The sequence below is a fragment of the Saccharomonospora sp. NPDC046836 genome, from assembly GCF_040645195.1.
Classification (GTDB): Bacteria; Actinomycetota; Actinomycetes; order Mycobacteriales; family Pseudonocardiaceae; genus Prauserella_A.
Genome location: NZ_JBEYXW010000010.1, coordinates 51,227 through 73,419, shown reverse-complemented (window position 1 = coordinate 73,419; position 22,193 = coordinate 51,227). Strand labels below are relative to the sequence as shown.

The following is a 22,193-nucleotide window of genomic DNA, read 5'->3' as shown; positions in this document are numbered from 1 at the left end:
CAACCGCTGCGTTGGGGAAGGTTAGTAAGGGGAACAGGCCGATGGAGGTGCCTCCGCTGTCTCAGAACAGCACTCAGACCGCGCCGATACCGACCGAGGCGGAGGTGGGTGAGCCCGCCCAGCTGAGCACTGCCGGTGATCAGGCCGATACGGCGTGGACGCCGCCGTCCTGGGACGAGGTCGTGCGCGAGCACGCGGACCGCGTGTACCGGCTCGCCTACAGGCTCACCGGTAACTCGCACGACGCCGAGGACCTGACCCAGGAGACGTTCATCCGGGTCTTCCGCTCGCTGGCGTCCTACAAACCGGGCACCTTCGAGGGGTGGCTGCACCGCATCACCACCAACCTGTTCCTCGACATGGCGCGCCGCCGCTCGCGCGTGCGGATGGAGGGGCTGCCCGAGGACACCGACCGCATCGTCGGTGACGACCCGAGCCCTGAGCAGGTGTACTCCGAGACGCATCTCGATCCGGACCTGCAGGCCGCGCTCGACGAGCTGCCACCCGAGTTCCGCGCCGCCGTCGTGTTGTGCGACGTCGAGGGGCTCTCGTACGAGGAGATCGGCGCGACGCTCGGGGTTAAGCTCGGTACTGTGCGGAGCAGGATTCACCGCGGCCGGCAGGCACTGAAGGCATCTCTGGAGCGTCGACGTGCGCTCAAGGAGGCCGTGGTATGACCGAACACCGGGGATGGGCGCTCCCCGAGTCGCATTTGTTGCCGGACGCGGTGGTTGCGTTCGTAGACAACGAACTGTCGCTCGGCGCCCGCGAGCGCGCCGCCGCGCACATCGCCCGCTGCTCCGGCTGCGCCGCGGACGTGCGGGCGCAGCGTCAGGTCAGGGCCGCCGTACAGCACGCGCAGGCGCCCTCGATGTCCCCCGGTTTTCTTGCCAGCCTCCGTTCGATCCCCGAGCACACCGAGCTGCCCACCACCCCGGACAACCTCGCCATCACCGAGAACGGCCAGTTCGTCACCATCCAGCGGCCCGACCGCGTGGCGGGACTGCGCAACGGCCTGCAGAGCAGCCCGCTCGGCAGCTCCGCACCGCTCGGCAACTCTGAAAATGTGCTCGGCAACGGCAGCCGGCTCGGCTCCGCGCGCCGCCGGGCCGCACAGGGCGCCGGTGTGGTCGTGTCCGGACTGGTACTCAGCGCGATCGCGCTGGTGACCGTTGGCGGAACCGACACACCCGAGGTCGAGCAGCAGCGGCACACCCCACCCGCCGACGTGCTACGCGCTCAGCTCGCTCGGGACACGAACTCATCTCCGACGACGACCACGACCCCGGTTCAGGCTCCCGCGTCGACCACGATCGGCGCAGGTACGCCGATGGACGGCCCGCGCTGACCCACGCCCACTTCACCGGCGGGGCGGCAGAATCCGAGGCTCCAGTGTGGAGCGCGTAGGGTCGTTTCGAGCAACGAGCACTGAAGGCCGTCTGTCGGGGAATTGATGAACCAGCCACCCAACTCGCAGCAGGAGGAGCCCGGCGAGCCCGAGCGCAGGCTGCAGCCGCGCCCCATCGCCCGGCCCTCTGTGGACCCGGCCCTCGCCGCCACGTTCGGCAGGCCGCGCGGAGTCGACGGCTCGTTCGACACGCTCTACCGGCCCGACAGCAGTCACCGCAATGGCAGGTCGGCCGAGGCTGCGGTGCCGGAGTCGCTCACCGAGGCGTTCGGCAGGCCGCCGGGTGCGGATGAGGTCATCCTGCAACGCCCGCCTGACGACAGCGGTGGGCGCTCTGCGGCGGAGGGCGAGTCGCCGCTGTGGTCCTCCACAGGCGACCCGTGGCGCGATCCCGGTGCCGGTGCCGTGCTCGGTGGTCCCGCTGTTGTCGCCGACGACGATGATGCCGAGGACGAGGAACGCACCCGCGGACCACTGCTCAGCCTGCCCGAGGTGGTCTTCGGCCGGCGCGTCAAGCCCACCGCACTCGCGCTGCTGGGCGTCGTCGCGCTGCTGGTCGGCGCCGCGGGCGGACTGGTCGGCTGGGGCCTGGCGAGGACGGGCGATTCGCTCACCGGTGAGCTCAACATCGCCGAGGCGACGGCGGGCAAGGAACGGCCGGCCGGCTCGGTCGCGGACGTCGCAAGGCGGGTGGCTCCGGCAGTGGTCTCCATCGAGGTGAAGTCCGGCCAGTCCGGCGGTGTCGGATCCGGGGTGGTGATCGACCAGCAGGGCTATGTCCTCACCAACCACCACGTGGTGTCACAGGCGGTGCGCGACCCGCAGGCCGAGATCACCGCGGTGTTCACCGACGGCACCCGGTCCAAGGCACAGGTCGTCGGAAGCGACCCGAAGACCGACCTCGCGGTGATCAAGGTCAACATCTCGAACCCGGTGGTCATCCAGGTCGGCAACTCGGCTGAGCTCGCGCCCGGCGACACCGTCATCGCGGTCGGCTCACCGTTCGGCCTGGAGAACACCGTCACCGAGGGCATCGTCAGCGCGCTCGACCGGCCGGTCACCGCGCCTGGTGAGAACGGCGACCCACCCATCACCTACGACGCGATCCAGACCGATGCCGCCATCAACCCCGGTAACTCCGGTGGCGCGCTGGTGGACTCCACTGGTGCGCTCGTCGGCATCAACTCCATGATCCGTACGGTCGGTGGGAGCGAGGGCGGCAACATCGGGCTGGGCTTCGCGATCCCCGTCGACCAGGCGATCCGCATCAGCGAGGCGCTCGTCCGCGACGGTCACGTCAACCACGCCGATCTCGGTGTCAACGCCGCGTCGGTCGCGGCGAACACGTCGGAGGGCGCGCAGGTGCAGAACGTGCTCGACGGCGGTCCAGCCGCGCGAGCCGGCATTGCGGAGGGCGACGTCATCACCCGGGTCGGCGACCGGCAGGTGCGCAACGCCGCCGAGCTGACCGTGGCGGTGCGCGAGCACAATATCGGTGACATGGTCCCGGTGCGGCTCGTCCGAGATGGGCGTTCGCTTACCGTTGACGTCACCTTGGGTTCAGACTAGCGAGGTACGCTGATCCGCAGCGGGTTCGAGGCGGAGGTTGCCTGGTGTTCGAAAACATAAGCTGGGGCGAGATTCTTGTACTGATCGTCGCCGCGCTGTTCATTCTCGGCCCCGAGCGACTGCCCGAGGCGGCAGCCTGGCTGGGCCGCACCGTCCGCAAGGTACGCGAGTTCGCGACCGGCGCCCGCGAGCAGCTCCGCGACGAGATGGGCTCCGATTTCGAGGAGTTCCGCAAGCCGCTCGAGGACCTGCGTACGCTGCGGAACTTCGACCCGAAGCGCGTGGTGACCCAGCACCTGTTCGACGGTGACCCCGACCCGCTCGGGCTGGACAACATCAACGGCAACGGGCACACGAACGGCAGCGGCCACAACGGCTACGGTCCGAACGGCTACAGCAACGGCCACGGACCTGCCAACGGCTCCAACGGCTCCAACGGCTCCAATGGCTCCAGCGTGGCCAACCCGGCCATCAGCCCGGCCGCCTCGGAATCGCTGAAGCCGGGGGAGAAGCCCCCGGTAGACCCAGACGCCACGTAACCGCCAGCCGCAGGCGCGGCGCGAGTCCCCCGCTCGGGCGCGCGAGTCCCGCGCTGGGGCGGGCGAGTTGCCCGCTGGGGTGCGCGAGTCCCGCGCTGGGGCGCGCGAGTCCCCCGGTCGGGTGCGCGAGTCCCGCGCTGGGGCCGGCGAGTTGCCCGCTGGGGTCGGCGAGTTGCCTGGTCTGGCTCCCGAATTCCCCGCTGGGGTGCGCGAGTCCCGCGTTCGGGCGCGCGAGTCCCGCGCTCAGGTCCGCGAGCTACCCGTCCGGTGCGCCAGTTGCCCCCTCGGGCTCGTGAGTCCCCCCGTCCGGTCGCCGAGTTTCCCGTTCCCGTTCATGAGTTGCGCGCTCCAGCACGCGACTTGCACGCTGGCCTGGCGAGTCCCCCGCCCGGGCTGGCGAGTCCCCCGCCCGGGCTCGCGAGTCCCCCGTGCAGGCCCGCGAGTCTCGCGCTGGGGTGCGCGAGTCTCCCGTTTCGGTGCGCGAGTTGCCCGCCCGGGTCGGCGAGTCCACCGCTGCGGCTCACGAGTCTCGCGCTGGGGCAGGCGAGTTCCCCGGTCCGACGCACGAGTCCCGCGCTCGGGCGCACGAGTTCCCCGCTCGGACCGGTGAGGCGCGCCGCGCTTGCGACACGCGAGGGTCTGGCTCGCGAGTTGCCCGGTCTGGTTCACGAGTTGCCCGGTCAGGCTGGCGAGTTCCCCGCTGGGGCGCGTGAGTCACGCAGACTGATGCCCGAGTTGCCCGGTCGGGCCGGCGAGTTGCCCGCTCCGGGGCGCGAGTCCCGCACTCGGGCGCCCAGTTCTCCGCTCGCGTTCGCCAGCTGCGCGCTCCGGCCCGCGAGTTCCCCGCTCCAGCCCGCGAGTCTCCCGTCCAGGCCTACGAGTTGCCGCGCCGGTCAGCGAGCCCCCAGTGCAGCTCCCTAGCCGAAACGCTCAGGCCCAGCGACGACCAGCGACGACCAGCGGCTCAGCGACCCGCGGGTGTGACGTTCAGCATCATGCCGGCTAGGCCGCGCGCGCGGACCGTGAGCCGCTCCGCCGCAGCCTTGAGCACCTGCGCCGCTGGGGCGTCCGGCGCTGTCAGCACGAGCGGGGTACCGGCATCGCCCTGTTCGCGCAGCCGCGGATCGAGCGGCACCTGGCCTAGCAGCGGCACATCGGCGCCAACCGCCTTCGACAGCGAGTCGGCCACGGTCTGGCCACCGCCGGCGCCGAAGATCTCCATCCGTGTGCCGTCGGGGGCCTCGAACCAGGACATGTTCTCGATGACGCCGGCCACGCGCTGCCGGGTCTGCAGTGCGATCGCGCCGGCGCGCTCCGCGACCTCGGCGGCAGCCTGCTGTGGCGTGGTGACCACCAGGATCTCGGCGTTCGGGATCAGCTGGGCGACCGAGATCGCGATGTCACCAGTACCCGGCGGCAGGTCGAGCAGCAGGATGTCCAGATCGCCCCAGAACACGTCGGCGAGGAACTGCTGCAGCGCGCGGTGCAACATCGGGCCCCGCCAGACCACCGGCGTATTACCCGGGGTGAACATGCCGATCGAGATGACCTTCACTCCATGCGCCTGCGGCGGCATGATCATCTTCTCGACCTTGACCGGCTTGTCCCTCGCGCCGAGCATCCGAGGCACCGAGTGGCCATAAATATCAGCGTCCACCACACCGACCGACAGCCCGCGCTGGGCCATCGCCGCGGCCAGGTTCACGGTCACGCTCGACTTGCCGACCCCGCCCTTGCCCGAGGCAACGCAGTACACCCTCGTCAGCGAACCAGGTTGGGCGAAGGGGATCACCGGCTCCGCCGCGTCACCGCGCAAACGCTTTCGCAGGTCCGTGCGCTGCTGGTCGCTCATCACGTCGAGCTCCACGCGCACATCGGCGACGCCCGCCAGCTTCCCGACGGCAGCGGTGGTCTCGCGGGTGATGGTCTCCTTGAGCGGACAGCCCGCGACCGTGAGATAGACGGCGACGGTCACGACACCGTCGTCGCCGACGGTGATGTCCTTGACCATGCCCAGCTCGGTAATCGGCTTGCGGATCTCCGGGTCGTTGACGCTGTTGAGCGCGGTGCGCACGTCCTCGACGCTGGGGACCTCGTGCGTGGTGGTCACTGCTCGGGCACCGACCTTCTGTCGTTGGCGGATGCGGTTGCTCTCCTTATGTTACGTGGCTGCCGATCGAGGTCTTCGCGTAACTTGTCCAGCTCGCCGCGCAGATAGTCGCGGGTGGCCACCTCGCCGATCGCCAGCCGCAGCGCGGCGAGCTCGCGCGCGAGGTACTCGGTGTCGGCCTTGGTCTGTGCCGCTCGGATGCGATCCTCCTCCAGCGACACCCGGTCGCGGTCGTCCTGGCGGTTCTGCGCGAGCAGGATCAACGGGGCCGCGTAGGCCGCCTGCGTGGAGAACGCCAGGTTGAGCAGGATGAACGGGTACGGGTCCCACTGCAGCGAGACCGCGACGAGATTCAGCGTGATCCACACGATCACGACGAGTGTCTGCCAGAACAGGTACTTGCCCGTGCCGAGGAACCGGGCCAGCCTCTCGGAGGAGCGGCCGAACGCCTCCGGATCGATGTTGACCGCCAACCGGCGCGGCTGCCGGGGCTGGTCCAGGCGTCGGCGGGTCGTCAGCTCAGGCATGTTCGGCCTCCTCGACAGCCTCGGCCGCACCCGTATCGTGCAGTCCGGTCTCCCGCCAGTCCTGGGGCAACAGGTGGTCGAGCACATCGTCCACGGTCACCGCGCCGAGCAGGTGATCCTCGGCGTCGATGACCGGCGCACAGGTGAGGTTGTACGCGGCGAAGTACCGGGTGACCTCCGCCAGCGATGCCGTGGGTTGCAGTGCGGGCAGGTCCGTGTCCGCCGACGCGGCGACCAGATCGGCCGGCGGTTCGCGCAGCAGCCGCTGGAAGTGCACGCAGCCGATGTAGCGGCCGGTCGGCGTCGCGTTGGGCGGACGGCACACGAACACCATGCTGGCCAGTGCCGGAGTCAGGTCGGGGTTGCGGATGTGCGCGAGCGCCTCCGCGACGGTCGCGTCCGGCGTCAACACGATCGGCTCCGGGGTCATCAGCCCCCCCGCGGTGTCCGACGAATACTCCAGCAGCCGTTTGACCGGTGCCGACTCGTCGGGGTGCATGAGGCCGAGCAGCCGGTTCTGGTCGGCCGGGTTGAGTTCGGCGAGCAGGTCGGCGGCGTCGTCCGGGTTCATCGCCTCGAGGATGTCGGCGGCACGTTCGTCGGCGAGGTAGGCGACCAGCTCCTTCTGGTCCTCCTCGGGCAGCTCCTCCAGCACGTCGGCGAGCCGCTCGTCGTCCATCGCGTCGGCCACCTCGTGCCTGCGCTTGAGCGGCAGGTCGCGCAGGGTCGCGGCGACGTCCACCGCCCGCATCGTGTCGAACAGCATGAGCAGCTGCCCCGCACCCTGCGTCTGCCCGGTGATATCGGTGAGGCTGAGGCCTGCGACCTCGGCCCACGGCACTACCTGCAGTGCCGAACGGCGTTTGCCGAGACCGAGCGGCCCGCCGCGTTCGCGGATCGCGAGCTTGGTGAGCAGCCAGTCGCGCGTGCGGGCCTGCTCCATCGCGGCATCGACGACGGTGACCCGGTCGCCGGTCTCGACGAGCCTGGCGTGCGCGTCGAACAGTTGCCCGAGCACCAGTACCTCGTTGGGGCGCTGGTGGAACCGGCGCATGTTGACCGAGCCGCTGGCCAGCGTGACGGCGTTCGGTTCGAGCGCGGTCACCCGCAGCATCGGGACGAACACACGGCGCCGGGTTGCCAGCTCTACCACCAGCCCCAGCACGCGTGGTGGCAGCTGGTCGAGCCGGAGCCCGGCGACGAGGTCGCGCACCTTGCCGATCGGCTCGCCGTCGGGGCCGAACACCGGCAGTCGTGCCAGCTGAGCTGCGAATACCCGGTTCACGGCAGGCATGGGAGCAAGCGTATGCCGTCGTCGGCGCACCTGCCTGGCCGCGTGCTGGGGGAGTACGATCGATCTACAGGGGGTTAACCACTCCGGAGAGCCGCCATGTTGGTAGACATCCTCATCACAGTGGCCGCCATCGGCGCACTCGGGCTGGCGACCAGTGTGCGAATCGTCAAGCAGTACGAGCGGGGGCTCGTCCTCCGGTTCGGCCGGGTGAGCAGCCCGCCGCGCGAGCCGGGCCTCACGATGATCATGCCGGGTGTCGACCGGATGACCAAGGTCAACATGCAGATCGTGACGCTGCCCGTGCCTGCGCAGGACGGGATCACCCGGGACAACGTGACCGTGCGTGTCGACGCTGTCGTGTACTTCAAGGTCATCGACCCGGTGCAGGCCATCGTGGGTGTCGAGAACTACCGGTTCGCGATGCTGCAGGTGGCGCAGACGTCACTGCGTTCGATCATCGGTAAGAGCGATCTGGACGATCTGCTGTCCAACCGCGAGCGCCTCAACGAGGGCCTCGAGCTCATGATCGACAGCCCGGCGCTGGCCTGGGGCATCCACATCGACCGCGTGGAGATCAAGGATGTGGCCCTGCCCGAGGCCATGAAGCGGGCGATGTCGCGCCAGGCGGAGGCTGAGCGGGAACGCCGTGGCCGGGTGATCGCGGCTGACGGTGAGCTGCAGGCCTCGGAGAAGCTGGCGCTGGCCGCCGAGCAGATGGCCCACACACCGGCCGCGCTGCAGCTGCGGTTGCTGGAGACCGTGGTCGAGGTGGCGGCGGAGAAGAACTCGACGCTGGTGCTGCCGTTCCCGGTGGAGCTGCTCCGCTTCCTCGACAAGACGACCAGGGACGGCGTGGCTCGGCCGGAGGACACGCAGCAGGAGCAGAACGGGCGGGAGCGTGGTGCTGCCCACCTTGCCCCGGCCGAGGAGGTCGTACCGGGTCATACTCACCGGTAACCGGGTCGATTGCTCAGCCAGCGTCGGCGCTCCCGTGTGTGCCGGCGTCGAACCATGAGGGGAACGATGCATGGCACGCCTTGCGCCGGCATCACCATCCCCGAGTCCTTTGGCGGTCTTGGTGAGTCGTTGCTGACCTATGCGCTGGTGGTGGAGGAGATCGCGCGTGGCCTGCTCCGCGAGTACACCTTCCGCGGTGAAGGGCCCGCCTTGCTCGTCCCGGTGCATGTCGTGTTCGCGTGGTTACATCGGTATTGGCAGGATGGGATGATGGGTATCGCGCTGGTGACACCACAGCGCAGACTATTGAGGCACAGGTGATGATCGTGACCGGTCCACTCTCATCGGGACGGCAGGCGCCGGGGCTTCCGCGTCTGCCGACGCCACCAACCGGCTGGCCGATCGGTTCGTACGGAAAGTACGAGGACGCGCAGCGCGCGGTCGACTATCTCGCCGACAAGGACTTCACGGTGCAGGACGTGACCATTGTCGGCGTCGATCTGATGCTGGTCGAGCGGGTCATCGGCAGGCTCTCATGGGGCAGGGTGCTCGGCACCGGGGCCCTGTCCGGAGCCTGGTTCGGCCTGTTCGTCGGGTTGCTGCTCAGCCTGTTCAACACCACGCAGGGCGGGTACGCGCCGGTGTTGGTCGGCCTGGTCGCGGGCATCGTGTTCGGCGTCATCTTCGCCGCCATCAGCTACGCCTCCACTCGGGGCCGCCGGGACTTCTCGTCGGCGAGCCAGCTGGTCGCAGGCCGGTACGACGTGCTGTGCCAGCCACGCAGCGCCGAGAAGGGCCGTGACCTGCTGGCGAAGCTCGCCATGGGGTCCTCCGGCTGACCGTTCGCTCCCTCCACGGCGGGCGACAGAACGCCACAGGAACCGGCTCATTACTGTGAGTGCTTGCGTGCGGTGGCGTGCGGGCATAGGTTCTTCCGCACCGATTACGCACGGATGCTTTCTGTGTGCCGTGGTTCTCATGCACGTCGGGGTGCGGGGCGCTTCGTCCTCTCTTCGCGTGCTTGTCGTGGAGGGAGAGCTGATGGGGAAGGCACGACGGCGGTTCAGGCGAGGCCGATCGCCCGCCAGAGCCGTTGCGCTGGCCGGCGCATCGATCGTGGGCGCGGGACTGCTCACGGCGTGCGGGACCGACGGCGGGATGAAGATCAACGTCTACTATTCCCCCGAGGACAATTTCCAGTCGGTGGTGGACAACTGCAACCGGCAGGCGAACGGCCGCTACGAGATCGTCTACAACAAGCTGCCGCGTGGTGCAGACGGCCAGCGTGAGCAGATGGTGCGCAGGCTCGCGGCCGGTGACGAGTCGCTCGACGTGCTGGGCCTGGACGTGACGTGGGTGCCGGAGTTCGCCGAGGCGGGCTGGATCGACGAGTGGACAGGCGCCGACAAGGCCGAGGCCGAGCGGGACGTGCTGCCAGGCCCGCTGACGACGGCGCAGTGGAACGGCAAGCTCTACGCGGCGCCGAAGAACACCAACGTCCAGCTGCTGTGGTACGACGAGCGCATCACGCCGACGCCGCCGCGCACGTGGGACGACATGATCCGGATGTCGCGTGACCTCAAGGCGCAGGGCAAGCCGTACCAGATCCTGTTCACAGGCGCGCAGTACGAGGGCCTGGTGGTCCTCTACAACTCACTCGTCGAGTCGGCAGGCGGCCGGATCATCTCCGACGACGGCCAGTCCGTGGTGATGGACGCGGGTGCCGTGCGGGCGCTGGAGATCCTCAAGGAGGTCAGCTCCACCGGGCTCACCGACCCGTCGCTGACCAACCAGAAGGAGGACGAGGTCCGCCTCGCCATGCAGGAGGGCCGCGGCGCGTTCGAACTCAACTGGCCGTTCGTCTACGCCTCCTACGCCGCGGAGAAGCCGGAGGAGCTGCAGCACTTCAAGTGGGCGCCCTACCCCGGCGTGGGATCCGGCCCCGGCCGGTCCACGATCGGCGGCTTCGACCTGGCGGTGAGTGCGCACTCACAGCACAAGCCCGAGGCGTTCGAGGCCGCGTTGTGCCTGCGCAGCCCCGAGAACCAGAAGTTCTCCGCGCTCAAGGACGGCGTGCCGCCCACCGTGGAGTCCGTCTACACGGACACGACGCCACTGGATCCGTCGAAGCCGGCTGATCCGGAGAACAACCCGACAATGGCGACCGAGTACCCGATGCGGGAAGCGATTCTCGAGGCGTTGAAGAACGCAGGCGTGCGTCCGCTCACCCCCGCCTATCAGAACCTGTCCACGGTCATGTCGAAGGTGCTTTCGCCGCCATCGGACATCGATCCGCAAAGCACGGCGGAGCAGCTGCGCACTCAGCTGACCGACGCGCTCGACTCGAGGGGCGTGATCCCATGACCCAGACCGTGGTGGAAGCACCGCCGACGCCGCCGTCGGGAACCAGACCGGCACTGAGCGAAGGCAAGAAGGCCGAGCGCCGGCTGGGGTTGCTGCTGTGCGCACCGGCCGCGATCGTGATGCTCGCGGTGACCGGCTATCCGATCGTGTACTCGCTCTGGCTGTCGCTGCAGCGTTACGACCTACGGTTCCCCGATGAGCGGCAGTTCGTCGGGTTGGACAACTACGTCGCCGTTCTGTCCAATTCGTACTGGTGGACGGCATTCGGCACGACGATGTTCCTGACGATCGTGTCGGTGGCGATCGAACTGGTGCTGGGCATGACGCTGGCACTGATCATGCACCGGACACTCGTCGGCCGCGGGCTCGTGCGCACGGTGACCCTGGTGCCGTACGGCATCGTGACCGTCGTGGCGGCGTTCTCCTGGTACTACGCCTGGACGCCGGGGACGGGGTACCTGGCGAACGCCTTCGCCGGTGACGCCGCACCGCTGACGCAGCAGTGGCCGTCACTGTGGTTGATCATCCTGGCCGAGGTGTGGAAGACGACGCCGTTCATGGCGCTGCTGCTGATGGCCGGGCTCGCGCTCGTGCCGGACGACCTGCTGAAGGCCGCGTCGATGGACGGTGCGAACGCGTGGCAGCGGTTCACCAAGGTCATGGTCCCGGTGATGAAACCGGCGATCCTGGTGGCGTTGCTGTTCCGCACGCTCGACGCCTTCCGGATCTTCGACAACATCTTCGTGCTGACGTCCGGTGCCAACGACACGTCGTCGGTGTCGATGCAGACCTACAACAACCTCATCAAGGGGTTGAACCTCGGTATCGGGTCGACGATGGCCGTGCTCATCTTCATCACCGTGGCGATCATCGCCTTCATCTTCATCAAGGTGTTCGGCACCGCGGCGCCGGGCAGCGACCAGGGAGGCAAGCGCTGATGGCCATCGGAGGTGCGGTCACTACGGGCCGCAAAGCCAGGTGGGCGCTGATCGACGTCATCGTCGTCGTGTACGCGGTGCTTCCCGTGCTGTGGATCGTCTCGCTGTCGTTCAAGTCGAAGGAGACGCTGTCGGACGGCAACTTCATTCCACGCGAGTGGACGTTCCAGAACTATGCGGACATCTTTGCCACGAACGAGTTCATCCGCCCCCTCATCAACTCGCTCGGGATCTCGCTGATCGCGACCCTCATCGCGGTCGTGCTCGGAATGATGGCTGCCTACGCGATAGCCCGGCTCGACTTTCCCGGCAAGAAGCTGCTCGTCGGGATCTCGTTGCTCATCGCGATGTTCCCGCAGATCTCGCTGGTGACCCCGCTGTTCAACATCGAGCGCGAGCTCGGTCTGTTCGACACCTGGCCGGGCCTGATCCTGCCGTACATCACGTTCGCGTTGCCGCTCGCGATCTACACGCTGTCGGCGTTCTTCCGGGAGATCCCCTGGGAACTGGAGAAGGCGGCCAAAATGGACGGTGCCACCCCTGGGCAGGCGTTCTGGCGGGTCATCGCTCCGCTCGCGGCGCCCGGTGTGTTCACCACGGCCATCCTGGTGTTCATCTTCTGCTGGAACGACTTCCTGTTCGCCATCTCGCTGACGTCAACGGAGGCGTCACGTACGGTGCCGGCCGCGCTGTCGTTCTTCACCGGGACCTCGCAGTTCGACGACCCGACCGGAACGATCTCCGCGGCTGCCGTGGTGATCACCATTCCGATCGTCCTGTTCGTGTTGTTCTTCCAGCGCCGCATCGTCGCGGGGCTGACCTCCGGTGCGGTTAAGGGGTAAGACAGATGGCTGAGATCGTTCTCGACAAGGTGACCAAGCGATACCCCGACGGCGCGCTAGCGGTGTCCGAAATAGACATCCAGATCGGCGACGGCGAGTTCGTGATCCTCGTCGGCCCCTCCGGTTGTGGCAAGTCCACCGCGCTCAACATGATCGCCGGGCTGGAGGACATCACGTCCGGTGAGCTGCGCATCGACGGGCAGCGGGCCAACGAGAAGGCACCGAAGGACCGCGACATCGCGATGGTGTTCCAGTCCTACGCGCTGTACCCGCACATGAGCGTGCGGGAGAACATGGCCTTCCCGTTGCGGTTGGCGAAGGTGGACAACGCGACGGTGAAGGCGAAGGTCGAAGAGGCCGCGCAGATTCTCGACCTGACCCAGCACCTCGACCGCAAGCCGTCCAACCTCTCCGGTGGGCAGCGGCAGCGCGTCGCGATGGGCAGGGCGATCGTGCGCAGCCCGAAGGCGTTCCTGATGGACGAGCCACTGTCCAACCTGGACGCCAAGCTGCGCGGTCAGATGCGTACCTCGGTGTCGAAGCTGCAGAAGCAGCTCGGCACCACCACGGTGTACGTGACCCACGACCAGACCGAGGCGATGACGCTGGGCGACCGCGTCGTCGTGCTGCGGGGCGGGGTCGTGCAGCAGATCGGGTCGCCGCAGTTCCTCTACGACCATCCCGCCAACCTGTTCGTGGCCGGGTTCATCGGCTCGCCCTCGATGAACTTCGTGCCGGGCACGCTGGAGGACGGCGTGTTGAAGAGTCCGCTCGGCAGCGTCACGCTCACCGACCGGGTGCGCAGGCTCGCCGAGTCGGCCAACGCGCCGCGAGACCTGGTGGCGGGGATCCGCCCGGAGCATTTCGAGGACGCGGCGCTGCTGGAGGAACGGCACAGGGCGGCGGGCGCGATGTTCTCGGCCCCCGTCGACGTGCTCGAGTCGATGGGCGCGGAGAAGTACGCCTACTTCACGGTGGAGGCGGAGCTGGCCACCACGGCGGAGCTGCAGGAGCTCGCGGCCGACGCCGGCTCGGCGGATGTGCCGGGTACTGGTTCGACAATCGTGGCCCGCCTTTCGGCGGCCTCGGACGTAGCCGAGGGGCAGAACCTGGAGGTCTGGTTCGACCCCGACAAGGTGCAACTGTTCGACCCCTCCTCTGGTCAGAACCTCACCTACTCGGGCTGACCCCGATCGCCCCCAATGCCACCAAGGTTTGTGTTCAACGCAAACCTTGGTGGCATTGGGGGCTTTTCACCTCTCCGCGTGGGATCAGTGAACTCTCAGGGAACAGGTGCGACGATCACAATGTTGACCTGAGGGAACCTCACAAGGGGAGGGGCCGGGCAGTGATCGCAGGGGGTTCTGCAGAGCGGCGTGCTCGGCGGGCGGGTGCGTTCTCGCTCGTTGCTTGTGTACTGGCCGTGCTGGCCCTGCTCATCCTCGTCCGCTCGATCCTGGTGATGACCTACCTCAACATCCACTTCGCCAGCGAGGTCGACCCGCTGTCGCGCGCGATCAGCTACTACGTCTTCGTCGAGCGGGGCGCCGACACCTTCTCCGCCGCGTTGACCACCGTGGCCATCGCCACGGCGGTCATACTGCTTGGCATGGCTCAGCTGCGTGTGCGGCTCGGCACCCGTGCCGTCGTGTTGTTCGGCGCCTGGTGCGTGGCGCTGGTCCTCTGCGTCCTCTTCCCGACGGACAACTCCCCGCGTATCGAGACGACCGGCGGCTGGATCCACCAGTTCGCGGGCGCCTCGCTGTTCATCACACTGCCGTTCGCCGGCTTCGCGCTGGCCAAGGTGCTGGCCGGGCAGCCCAGCTGGGCAGGCACCGCGCGCGTGCTGCGCGCACTCGCGTTGGCCAGCACCGGCCTCGCACTCGGATACCTGGCCGCCCGGCTGCCGGATCTGCTGGCGTGGTGGCAGTTCCCGGGTCCCCTCGACTGGCGGGCGGTCTCGGGGCTCATCCAGCGCGGTCTCTTCACCGTGGAGCTGGCGATGTTGCTCGTGCTCGCGACCCGCCTGCTGGTCGTGTCGTGGGCATCGGTCCGCGCGGCCAGAACGTCGGGCAAGGACACAGTGGTGCCTTCGTGATCACCGTCGCCATCGTCTTCGCGATCGTCGGTGCCGCCTGCAGCGCGGTCGGGGCGCAGTTGCAGCATGATGGCGTCCGTGCCGAGACGCAGGAGGGCAAGCTCACCCTGCGCAAGCTCGGCAACCTCATCCGGAACCCGGTGTGGCTGCGCGGCTTCGTCGTGCTCTTCGCCTGCGCGATCCTGCAGATCCTGGCGTTGACGTTCGCGCCGATCACCGTGGTCGCGCCGATCGTCGTGCTGGCATTGCCGATGGTGGCGCTGCTCAACGCCAGAGAGCTCGACGTGCCCGGCTGGCTGGCCGTGGCGGCGACCACCGGGGCGATCGTGCTGTTCGTGACGAACACGGCGGGCCAGGTCACCGAGCAGGAGATCCCGGCACGCGAGGTCCTGCTGGCGGGGCAGTTCGTCGCGGTGGGGGTCGCGGCACTCCTCGCGGTGGCCGCAGCCACCCGCGGCATCGTGCGGTGCGTGACGCTCGCGATGGCAGCGGGTGCGGCGTACGGGTTGGTGACGGTCCTCGTGCGCGACGTCACCTACACGGTACGCACGGAGGGCATCACTCACCTTCCGGTGCTGTCGTTGGCGGGGCTGGTGGTGGCGTTCCTGGCCGGGTCGTGGTTCGTCCAGCTCGGCTACGCCAGCGGCCCGCCGGACGTGGTGGTCGGCGCGCAGACCATGCTCAACCCGGCGGTCGCGACGACGATCGGGTTCGGTGTGCTCGGCGAGGCAGGCGGGCTCGACTCCGGGTTCCTCACCACGCTGGCGGTGTGCGGGGCCATCGCGGTCACCGGAATCGTGGTGCTCGCCAGGCACCATCCCGACGCGGTCCAGCGGCGCCGCCTCCGCCGCGAGCAGGCCCACTCGCAGTGACCTAATGCCCGCGCCTTGGCTGCGAACGCAGGGTCTCGATGACGTCGTCGTCCCAGCGGTGGGTGCGGATCAGCCGGTAACGCTCGCACGCGACCCACTTGTACGCCTCGGCCTCGGTACGGTCGCCCACCAGGTCGGCCTGCCGCAGCATGTGCACCACCGGCAGGTACTCGGTCTCGTACCAGCGCGCCGCGACGCTCGCCCTGTCCAGGAAGGTGCCCTCGTCCTGCATGAGCCGGAAACCCCACGCCTCGACGTGCTCGCCGAGCTCGGCGTAGTCCCACGGATCGGATACCACCACTGCGGCCCTCGCCTGCGCGGACAGCGGGACGCGTTCGAGGAACAGGCGCCGGTAGTCCTTGACGATCAGGTCGCAGCGGTACCGGATGCCGCGGGAGTCGAGCTTCGTCCGGACCTCGGTGACGTAGGCCTCGATGCTGCGCAGGCTCTGCGCATGTGCCACCGAGACCCGGTGGTGGCCGTCGATGATGAAATGCAGCTCACCGACCCGGTACACCTCGATGGGCGGGATGTTCTCGCCACGCCTGCTCGCCAGCGCGAGCCGCTCCCAGCGCTGGCGTACCCGCGCGGACGTGGGCCGGAAGCGCCGGTCGAAGTCGCGGCCGCGGTCGACGCTGCCGACGATCGAGTCGAGCGGGATCACCTGTAGGCCGAGGCGCCGTTCGCCCTCCCAGCCGAGTGCCTCGACGACCTCGGCGAACGGCAGCATGATGTTGACGTCATCGGGTTCCCTGCGCAGCCACGTCGCCAGCCTCGACAGCACCTGCCTGCGCCGAGCGCGCAGGAAATCGTGCTCGGCGTCTGCTCGGGGGAAACCGGTGTCGCGTGCGTTCATCGCACCTCCGCGCTCGTGTCGAGGCGTTGCACGCTCCCCAGCTCCAGCACGCGGGAGCCCACGACGTTGCGCACGCGGGTCGTGCCGATCCGGTGCTCGGCAGGCGGCTGACCGAAGGGGTGGATGTGCCCGTGCAGCAACCAGCGCGGCCGCAGCCGCTCGACCGTGCGATGTAGACAGTCGAACCCCTGATGCGGCGGATCCTCCCAGTCGCCGACACCGCGTGGCGGTGCGTGGGTCAGCAGCACGTCGACTCCGCGCCTGCCGGCACGGCGCACCAGGCGGCGGGCGCGGCGGGCCTGCTCGCGCTGGGTCCACTGGTTCGGACCTTCCCGGTAACGCAGCGAGCCACCGAGCCCGGCAATGCGCAGGCCGGCGACCTCGACGACCCGGCCATCGGCGTTGGTGCCGCCCGCGGGGCCCGGCCACACCGCGGGGAAACCGCCGCGCAGCACCAGGCCGCGGTACCGGGTGAATCCGGTGAGGTCCGGGTCGTGGTTGCCGGGCACGAACACGAGCGGCTGGTCGAGTGCGCTGGTCAGGTACTCCAGGTAGCCGAACTCGAGGTCACCGGCGGCCAGGATGAGGTCGACGTCGAGGCTGCGCACGCAGTCGGTCCACAGCCTCTCGTCGACCTCGTCGGCGACCACCAGTGCACGCGGCATGTACCCAGCGTAGGTCGTTAGCGCGCGCCGAGCGCGTAATCGGGATTCTTGGCGATGACGGCGACGACCACGACGATCCAGGTGATCACGGCGGCCAGCGCCCAGAACTTGAGGCTGGTGAGCAAGCGGGGCATCAGTTCTCTCCAGTCGCTTGTCGAGGATTCAGGTCAGAGCCAGCGGTTCTTCCGGAATATTCGATAGAGCAACAGGCAGACGAGCAGAATGACCGCGACGATCGTCGGGTAGCCGTACCGGAAATGCAGTTCCGGCATGTAGTCGAAGTTCATGCCGTAGATCCCGGCCAGCGCGGTCGGCACGGCGATGATCGCCGCCCACGACGTGATCTTGCGCATGTCCGAGTTGAGCTGAAGCGTGATCTTGCCGAGTGTCGCGTCGACCAGCGTGGTGAGCAGCTCGTCGAACGACTCGACCCGCTCGGCGACCGTCGTCACATGGTCGTGCACGTTGCGGAAGTACGAGCGCACCTCGTCGGGCACCAGCCGGGTGTAGCCCTCCGACAGCCTGCGCAGCGGTGTCGCGAGCGGTGACACCGCACGACGCAGTTCGAGCACCTCGCGCTTCATCAGGTAGATCTGCTCGGAGGTGATCCGTGTCCGCGGGGCGAAGACCTGTGCCTCCATCTCGTCGATGTCGTCCTCGATCTTGTCGGTGACCTCGAGGAAGTGGTCGACGACCTGGTCGGCGATCGCGTGCAGTACCGAGGCGGGCCCGGGCGCGAGGCGATCCGGGTCGGCGTCGAGTTCGCGGCGCAGGTTGGCGAGGCCGGCGTGGTTCCCGTGTCGCACCGTGATGATGAAGTCGGTGCCGAGGAACGCCATCAGCTCGCCGGATTCGACGATCTCGTTGGCAGTGGTGGGGGACTCGTGCTCGATGTAGCGGACGGTGCGGAACACCATGAACAGCGTGTCGTCGTAACGCTCCAGCTTGGGACGCTGGTGCGCGTGCACGGCGTCCTCGACGGCGAGCTCGTGCAGGCCGAACGTGTCGGCGACGCCCTGGATCTGCTCTTCGTCCGGTTCGTGCAGGCCGATCCAGACGAAGCCCTCGCCGCGGCGGCGGACTTCCTGAATGGCGGCCGCGTGGGTCCAGCGGCCCGGCAGCCGTGCACCATCGATATAGACGCCGCAGTCGACGACATAGGCCGACAGCGGCACCGGAACCGGTGGTGTCACGGCGCGGGCTGCGCGGCCGTTGCCACGGCCGCGCAGGCCGCCGAGGGATGGAATCGCAGGCATGGGGATCTCCTGGCTGTGACGTCGCTGAATGAGGACGACGCACCGAGCGAGAGCTGTTCGTCCGCTCGGCACTGCCAGCGTCCCGGCAGCCGGGACCGCGCGCGATTACCGAAGAAAGCCGCAGTCGGCCCGGGTGCAGGAAACGCTGGCTGAACTAGGGAGCGGACTATCGCCACTACTCATTGCGCGTTCCTCACCTCCTCGGGCCGTGGGTGGTATTACTCGCGTTGACGCACTGCGCGCCAATGCTCAAGGCTACTCCCCAACATCACCGCACATCGCCGCAGGGCGGTGTGACGTTGGCGGAGAGGAGGCGAAGACGTGCAGTTCGCACGGTACTTCGAAGAGCTCCACCTGGACGCGCACTACGCGGGAGAGACCACCGACTTCGGCAAGAACGTGGTGGTGGGCAACTGCATCTACTCGCTGCTGTTGGGTATGTCCGTTCCGGACGTCTCCGGCAAGGCCATCTCCAACGTGGAGGTCGAGTCGCTCAAGCACGTCAAGCCGACGTTCCACGGCGACACCATCTACGGTGAGACGGAGCTACTGGACAAGACATCGTCGAAGTCGAAGGACGACCGCGGGATCGTGTACGTCGAGACTCGCGGTTACAAACAGGACGGGACGATCGTGTGCACGTTCCGGAGGAAGGTCATGGTGCCCAAGCGTTCCTACGGCGAGACCCGGGGCGGCGAGCAGCCAGGGAGACCGCAACCGCATGAGTGACCTCGAACTGGCCAAGAGCCGGCTACGCCGTTTCGCCGAGCACGACGCGGGCGGAGTGTCGCCGCTGTACGAACACCTGGCAGCCCGCGCGGCCGACGACGACGAGGTGGCCGGTCTGCTGACGGCCGCGGACGCTGACGATGCCCAGCCGACCCTGCTGCTGGCGGCAGCGCACCGGCTCGTGCAGGCCGAGCCCATCCACCCGCTGTCGCGCTATTACCCGTCACTCGGCGGCCTCGACGGCGTCGATGGGCAGACGTGGTCGCTGTTCCGCGAGTTCGTGCTGGAGCGGGCCGACCGCATGCGCGAGGTCGTGCGCACCCGGTTCACGCAGACCAACGAGGTCCGCAGGGCCGCGATCCTGTACCCGGCGGTGGCGATGGTCGCCAAACAGGCCAAGACCAAGGTCGGTCTGCTGGAGGTGGGCTGCAGCGCCGGGTTGCTGCTCGGCATGGGCACCTACGGCTACCGCTACCAGTGCGACGGCGGTGACCAGCTCACCGCGGGCCCGGCGAAGACCGCCGTCGGTCTGCACTGCGCGCTTGGTGTCGCCGACGGCGGGGTGCAGCCCTCGGTGCCGAAGAAGCTCGCCGTGGGGGCGAAGGTCGGGCTGGATCGCCTGCCCGTCGACTGTTCCGACGAGGAAGAACTGGCGTGGCTCGAGGCGTGCGTATGGGCCGATCAGCCGGACCGGGTCCGGTTGCTGCGCACGGCCGCCGCCGCACAGCGCAAGGACCCACCCGAACTGGTGGCGGGCGACGCCGTCGGTGATCTGCCTGCCGCCGCCGCACGCGTGCCTGCCGAGCTGCCGCTCGTCGTGTTCACCAGCTACGTGCTGCCGTACTTCGCGCGGCAGCGGCGCGCCGACTTCCTGGCGACGCTGCAGGAGATCGCGACCGACCGTCCACTGTGGTGGGTGTCGATGGAGCCGTACGAGGCGGCACTCGTGCACGTGCTGCCCGGCCGGGACGAGCTGGCCTTCAGCCGCACCGCACAGACGACCCTCGGCGTGGTGCACTGGGAGGGCAGCACGGCGAAGGCGAAGGCACTCGCGCTCGCCGCGCCGCACGGCGAGCGCATGAGTTGGCTGCCGTCCTGAGGCACGTCGCGGGCGGTTGTGGCGGCCCGGCCCCGCGGAGACGATGGGGTGATGTCCGCCACAATCGAGACCTGGTACACCCCGCTGACACCGCTGTCGTTCCTCGCGCGGTCGGCGGAGGTGTTCGCCGGCAAGACCGCGATCTCCTACGGCGAGCGCCAGGTCAGTTACGCCGAGTTCGCCGCGGCGACCACCAGGGTGGCCCGTGCTTTGCGCGCGAGTGGTGTCGGCCCTGGGGACCGGGTCGCGTACCTGCTACCCAACATTCCGGAGATGCTCGTCGCGCACTTCGCGGTGCCGCTCGCCGGCGGGGTGCTGGTCGCCATCAACGTCCGGCTCGCGCCCGCCGAGATCCGCTACATCCTCGACCATTCCGGGGCGACGGTCCTCGTTGTCGACGCCGCACTGCACGGTTCGTTGCCGCCGGACGCTCCCGTGCGGGAGATCGTCACCGTCACCGACCCCGCCTCCGGCGCGGTCCCGGACCCGGCTGTCGGCGGTGTCTCCTACGCGGAACTGCTCGCCCGGGGCAGTGACGAGCCGCTGCCGTGGGCGGTGGCCGACGAGCGCGCGACCATCTCGATCAACTACACCTCGGGTACCACCGGCAAGCCCAAGGGCGTGATGTACCACCACCGCGGCGCCTACCTGAACTCGCTCGCCGAACTGGTCCACTCCCAGCACACCAGCGCGTCGCGGTACCTGTGGACGCTCCCGATGTTCCACTGCAACGGCTGGTGCACGACCTGGGCGCTCACCGCGATCGGCGGCACGCACGTGTGCCTGCGGGCCGTCGACGCCGCGGAGATCTGGCGGCTGCTGGACACCGCAGGCATCACGCATCTCAACGGCGCGCCGACCGTGCTGAACGCGATCGCCAACCATCCGCGGGCCCACCCGCTACCGCGGGAGGTGCTGGTCACGACGGCCGGTGCCCCGCCCAGCCCCACGGTGATCAAGCGGATGACCGCGCTGGGCGCGCGCCTGGTGCACGTGTACGGGCTCACCGAGACCTATGGTCCATACACGGTGTGCGAGTGGCAGGACGGCTGGCCGACGCTCGACATCGACGCACGGAGCAGGCTGCTCGCCCGGCAGGGCGTCGGGATGATCGTCACCGACGGGGTGCGCGTCGTCGACAACGCGCTCAACGACGTGCGACGCGACGGCGCCACGATGGGCGAGGTCGTGATGCGCGGCAACAACGTGATGTCCGGCTATTTCGCGGATCGGGAGGCCACCCGGCACGCGTTCCGCGGTGGTTGGTTCCACTCCGGTGACCTTGGCGTGTGGCATCCCGACGGCTACATCGAGCTGCGGGACCGGGCCAAGGACATCATCGTCTCCGGCGGCGAGAACATCTCCACGATCGAGGTTGAGGCCGCGCTGGACTCGCATCCCGCGGTGCTGGAGGTCGCGGTCGTCGGCGTGCCGGATGAGAAGTGGGGCGAGCGGCCGAAGGCTTACGTGGTGCTGCGGCCGGGACAGCAGGCGGGCGCCGGGGAGCTGCTCGACCACGCACGTACCCAGATCGCCGGCTACAAGGTGCCCGATGTCATCGAGTTTCTGGCCGAGCTGCCGAAGACCTCGACCGGCAAGATCCAGAAGTTCGAGCTGCGCGAGCGGGACTGGGCCGGGCGGGGGACGCGGGTTCAGGGCTAGGGGGTACGGACTAGCTGGGTAGTACACCCCAGTCACGGAGCGTGTCGGCGAGTCCGTCCGTGAGCTCACCGGCGCGGTCCAGCTCGGCGAACTGTGCGCGATCGACCCAGCGGGCGGCGGCCGCGTCGTCGCCCGCGACGAGGCGCCCGCCGCGCACGGAACACGCGTAGTCGTAGATCACGTACGGTTCCCTCACCACGCTGCCGACCAGCTGACCTGGTACGACGTCGAGCCCGGTCTCCTCGCGCAGCTCACGGACGACCGCGGCGCTGTCGGTCTCATCCGGCTCGACGCGCCCGCCGGGGAGTGACCATCGCCCACGTGACGGTTCGTGTGCGCGCTGGATCAGCAGGAGGCGCCCAGCGTTGTCGTGGACGACACCGCCGACGCATCGGACAGTGTCCATGA

At 68.7% G+C, this 22,193-nt stretch carries 21 protein-coding genes and 2 pseudogenes; 16 read left to right on the top strand and 7 right to left on the bottom strand.

Annotated elements, in window-relative coordinates; genetic code table 11:
- Positions 1–41: 41 nt before the first annotated feature.
- The 4 genes from sigE to tatB all read left to right on the top strand — a co-directional run bounded on the left by sigE (position 42) and on the right by tatB (position 3,516).
- The gene (gene sigE / locus ABZ863_RS14345) at positions 42–677 is read left to right on the top strand and encodes an RNA polymerase sigma factor SigE (protein WP_358535194.1); all 636 of its coding nucleotides are present in this window, start codon (positions 42–44) and stop codon (positions 675–677) included.
- Positions 674–1,348, top strand: coding sequence for a zf-HC2 domain-containing protein (locus tag ABZ863_RS14340; protein WP_358535193.1), 675 nt, complete (start codon positions 674–676; stop codon positions 1,346–1,348). The genes sigE and ABZ863_RS14340 overlap by 4 nt, the downstream gene beginning before the upstream one ends.
- Before the next feature lie 105 nt (positions 1,349–1,453).
- The gene (locus tag ABZ863_RS14335; RefSeq protein ID WP_358535191.1) at positions 1,454–2,977 is read left to right on the top strand and encodes a trypsin-like peptidase domain-containing protein; all 1,524 of its coding nucleotides are present in this window, start codon (positions 1,454–1,456) and stop codon (positions 2,975–2,977) included.
- A 44-nt stretch (positions 2,978–3,021) separates the two neighbouring features.
- The gene (gene tatB, locus ABZ863_RS14330; RefSeq protein ID WP_358535189.1) at positions 3,022–3,516 is read left to right on the top strand and encodes a Sec-independent protein translocase protein TatB; all 495 of its coding nucleotides are present in this window, start codon (positions 3,022–3,024) and stop codon (positions 3,514–3,516) included.
- Positions 3,517–4,480: 964 nt separating this feature from the next.
- Here the strand turns inward: tatB and ABZ863_RS14325 are convergent.
- The 3 genes from ABZ863_RS14325 to ABZ863_RS14315 are packed head-to-tail and all read right to left on the bottom strand — an operon-like array spanning position 4,481 to position 7,447.
- Positions 4,481–5,626 (bottom strand): Mrp/NBP35 family ATP-binding protein, encoded by a 1,146-nt coding sequence (locus tag ABZ863_RS14325; RefSeq protein WP_358535187.1) that lies wholly within the window; start codon positions 5,624–5,626, stop codon positions 4,481–4,483.
- The gene (locus tag ABZ863_RS14320; RefSeq protein WP_358535185.1) at positions 5,623–6,153 is read right to left on the bottom strand and encodes a DUF1003 domain-containing protein; all 531 of its coding nucleotides are present in this window, start codon (positions 6,151–6,153) and stop codon (positions 5,623–5,625) included. The genes ABZ863_RS14325 and ABZ863_RS14320 overlap by 4 nt, the downstream gene beginning before the upstream one ends.
- Positions 6,146–7,447, bottom strand: coding sequence for a CBS domain-containing protein (locus ABZ863_RS14315; protein ID WP_358535184.1), 1,302 nt, complete (start codon positions 7,445–7,447; stop codon positions 6,146–6,148). The genes ABZ863_RS14320 and ABZ863_RS14315 overlap by 8 nt, the downstream gene beginning before the upstream one ends.
- A 96-nt stretch (positions 7,448–7,543) precedes the next feature.
- Between ABZ863_RS14315 and ABZ863_RS14310 the strand changes: the two genes are divergently transcribed.
- From ABZ863_RS14310 to ABZ863_RS14270, 9 genes and pseudogenes are all read left to right on the top strand, one after another.
- Positions 7,544–8,404: a slipin family protein gene (locus ABZ863_RS14310; RefSeq protein WP_358535182.1), complete on the top strand. Its 861-nt coding sequence runs from the start codon at positions 7,544–7,546 to the stop codon at positions 8,402–8,404.
- Between the two features lie 87 nt (positions 8,405–8,491).
- A pseudogene (locus ABZ863_RS14305) lies at positions 8,492–8,581 on the top strand (acyl-CoA dehydrogenase family protein); the annotation flags it as partial.
- A 143-nt stretch (positions 8,582–8,724) separates the two neighbouring features.
- Positions 8,725–9,243 carry a general stress protein gene (locus ABZ863_RS14300; protein ID WP_358535384.1) on the top strand — a complete coding sequence of 173 codons (519 nt, stop codon included), beginning with the start codon at positions 8,725–8,727 and terminating at the stop codon, positions 9,241–9,243.
- 202 nt (positions 9,244–9,445) lie between these two features.
- Positions 9,446–10,768 (top strand): ABC transporter substrate-binding protein, encoded by a 1,323-nt coding sequence (locus ABZ863_RS14295; RefSeq protein ID WP_358535180.1) that lies wholly within the window; start codon positions 9,446–9,448, stop codon positions 10,766–10,768.
- Positions 10,765–11,706, top strand: coding sequence for a sugar ABC transporter permease (locus ABZ863_RS14290; protein WP_358535178.1), 942 nt, complete (start codon positions 10,765–10,767; stop codon positions 11,704–11,706). The genes ABZ863_RS14295 and ABZ863_RS14290 overlap by 4 nt, the downstream gene beginning before the upstream one ends.
- A complete protein-coding gene (locus ABZ863_RS14285) occupies positions 11,706–12,548 on the top strand; it encodes a carbohydrate ABC transporter permease (RefSeq protein WP_358535176.1) in 843 nt (280 codons plus the stop codon). The genes ABZ863_RS14290 and ABZ863_RS14285 overlap by 1 nt, the downstream gene beginning before the upstream one ends.
- 5 nt (positions 12,549–12,553) lie before the next feature.
- A complete protein-coding gene (ugpC, locus tag ABZ863_RS14280; protein WP_358535174.1) occupies positions 12,554–13,735 on the top strand; it encodes a sn-glycerol-3-phosphate ABC transporter ATP-binding protein UgpC in 1,182 nt (393 codons plus the stop codon).
- A 161-nt stretch (positions 13,736–13,896) separates the two neighbouring features.
- Positions 13,897–14,646 carry a DUF998 domain-containing protein gene (locus ABZ863_RS14275; protein ID WP_358535172.1) on the top strand — a complete coding sequence of 250 codons (750 nt, stop codon included), beginning with the start codon at positions 13,897–13,899 and terminating at the stop codon, positions 14,644–14,646.
- Positions 14,643–15,518, top strand: coding sequence for a hypothetical protein (locus ABZ863_RS14270; protein ID WP_358535170.1), 876 nt, complete (start codon positions 14,643–14,645; stop codon positions 15,516–15,518). The genes ABZ863_RS14275 and ABZ863_RS14270 overlap by 4 nt, the downstream gene beginning before the upstream one ends.
- Position 15,519: 1 nt before the next feature.
- On the opposite strand, the gene ABZ863_RS14265 is transcribed toward ABZ863_RS14270, so the two are convergent.
- From ABZ863_RS14265 to corA, 3 genes are all read right to left on the bottom strand, one after another.
- Positions 15,520–16,374, bottom strand: coding sequence for a chromosome partitioning protein ParB (locus tag ABZ863_RS14265; protein WP_358535168.1), 855 nt, complete (start codon positions 16,372–16,374; stop codon positions 15,520–15,522).
- Positions 16,371–17,039 (bottom strand): metallophosphoesterase, encoded by a 669-nt coding sequence (locus ABZ863_RS14260; protein ID WP_358535166.1) that lies wholly within the window; start codon positions 17,037–17,039, stop codon positions 16,371–16,373. Before ABZ863_RS14260 ends, ABZ863_RS14265 begins: the two co-directional genes overlap by 4 nt.
- 167 nt (positions 17,040–17,206) lie before the next feature.
- Positions 17,207–18,295: a magnesium/cobalt transporter CorA gene (gene corA, locus ABZ863_RS14255; protein ID WP_358535164.1), complete on the bottom strand. Its 1,089-nt coding sequence runs from the start codon at positions 18,293–18,295 to the stop codon at positions 17,207–17,209.
- A gap of 348 nt (positions 18,296–18,643) precedes the next feature.
- Between corA and ABZ863_RS14250 the strand changes: the two are divergent.
- The 3 genes and pseudogenes from ABZ863_RS14250 to ABZ863_RS14240 all read left to right on the top strand — a co-directional run.
- Positions 18,644–19,024, top strand: a pseudogene (locus ABZ863_RS14250) (MaoC family dehydratase); the annotation flags it as partial.
- Positions 19,017–20,123: a DUF2332 domain-containing protein gene (locus ABZ863_RS14245; RefSeq protein ID WP_358535162.1), complete on the top strand. Its 1,107-nt coding sequence runs from the start codon at positions 19,017–19,019 to the stop codon at positions 20,121–20,123. The pseudogene ABZ863_RS14250 and the gene ABZ863_RS14245, both read left to right, overlap by 8 nt.
- A gap of 51 nt (positions 20,124–20,174) precedes the next feature.
- Positions 20,175–21,785: an AMP-binding protein gene (locus tag ABZ863_RS14240; RefSeq protein ID WP_358535160.1), complete on the top strand. Its 1,611-nt coding sequence runs from the start codon at positions 20,175–20,177 to the stop codon at positions 21,783–21,785.
- Between the two features lie 10 nt (positions 21,786–21,795).
- On the opposite strand, the gene ABZ863_RS14235 is transcribed toward ABZ863_RS14240, so the two are convergent.
- Positions 21,796–22,191 carry an NUDIX domain-containing protein gene (locus ABZ863_RS14235; protein ID WP_358535158.1) on the bottom strand — a complete coding sequence of 132 codons (396 nt, stop codon included), beginning with the start codon at positions 22,189–22,191 and terminating at the stop codon, positions 21,796–21,798.
- Positions 22,192–22,193 lie beyond the last annotated feature (2 nt).

Excerpts from the sequence above, each read along its gene's own strand:
- ABZ863_RS14260 (WP_358535166.1), bottom strand. The coding sequence starts at position 17,039 with ATGCCGCGTGCACTGGTGGTCGCCGACGAGGTCGACGAGAGGCTGTGG.
- ABZ863_RS14315 (WP_358535184.1), bottom strand. The coding sequence starts at position 7,447 with ATGCCTGCCGTGAACCGGGTATTCGCAGCTCAGCTGGCACGACTGCCG.
- ABZ863_RS14295 (WP_358535180.1), top strand. The coding sequence starts at position 9,446 with ATGGGGAAGGCACGACGGCGGTTCAGGCGAGGCCGATCGCCCGCCAGA.
- ABZ863_RS14335 (WP_358535191.1), top strand. The coding sequence starts at position 1,454 with ATGAACCAGCCACCCAACTCGCAGCAGGAGGAGCCCGGCGAGCCCGAG.
- ABZ863_RS14290 (WP_358535178.1), top strand. The coding sequence starts at position 10,765 with ATGACCCAGACCGTGGTGGAAGCACCGCCGACGCCGCCGTCGGGAACC.
- ABZ863_RS14265 (WP_358535168.1), bottom strand. The coding sequence starts at position 16,374 with ATGAACGCACGCGACACCGGTTTCCCCCGAGCAGACGCCGAGCACGAT.
- ABZ863_RS14240 (WP_358535160.1), top strand. The coding sequence starts at position 20,175 with ATGTCCGCCACAATCGAGACCTGGTACACCCCGCTGACACCGCTGTCG.
- ABZ863_RS14320 (WP_358535185.1), bottom strand. The coding sequence starts at position 6,153 with ATGCCTGAGCTGACGACCCGCCGACGCCTGGACCAGCCCCGGCAGCCG.
- ABZ863_RS14235 (WP_358535158.1), bottom strand. The coding sequence starts at position 22,191 with ATGGACACTGTCCGATGCGTCGGCGGTGTCGTCCACGACAACGCTGGG.
- sigE (WP_358535194.1), top strand. The coding sequence starts at position 42 with ATGGAGGTGCCTCCGCTGTCTCAGAACAGCACTCAGACCGCGCCGATA.
- ABZ863_RS14300 (WP_358535384.1), top strand. The coding sequence starts at position 8,725 with ATGATCGTGACCGGTCCACTCTCATCGGGACGGCAGGCGCCGGGGCTT.
- ABZ863_RS14310 (WP_358535182.1), top strand. The coding sequence starts at position 7,544 with ATGTTGGTAGACATCCTCATCACAGTGGCCGCCATCGGCGCACTCGGG.
- ABZ863_RS14340 (WP_358535193.1), top strand. The coding sequence starts at position 674 with ATGACCGAACACCGGGGATGGGCGCTCCCCGAGTCGCATTTGTTGCCG.
- ugpC (WP_358535174.1), top strand. The coding sequence starts at position 12,554 with ATGGCTGAGATCGTTCTCGACAAGGTGACCAAGCGATACCCCGACGGC.
- ABZ863_RS14285 (WP_358535176.1), top strand. The coding sequence starts at position 11,706 with ATGGCCATCGGAGGTGCGGTCACTACGGGCCGCAAAGCCAGGTGGGCG.
- ABZ863_RS14245 (WP_358535162.1), top strand. The coding sequence starts at position 19,017 with ATGAGTGACCTCGAACTGGCCAAGAGCCGGCTACGCCGTTTCGCCGAG.
- corA (WP_358535164.1), bottom strand. The coding sequence starts at position 18,295 with ATGCCTGCGATTCCATCCCTCGGCGGCCTGCGCGGCCGTGGCAACGGC.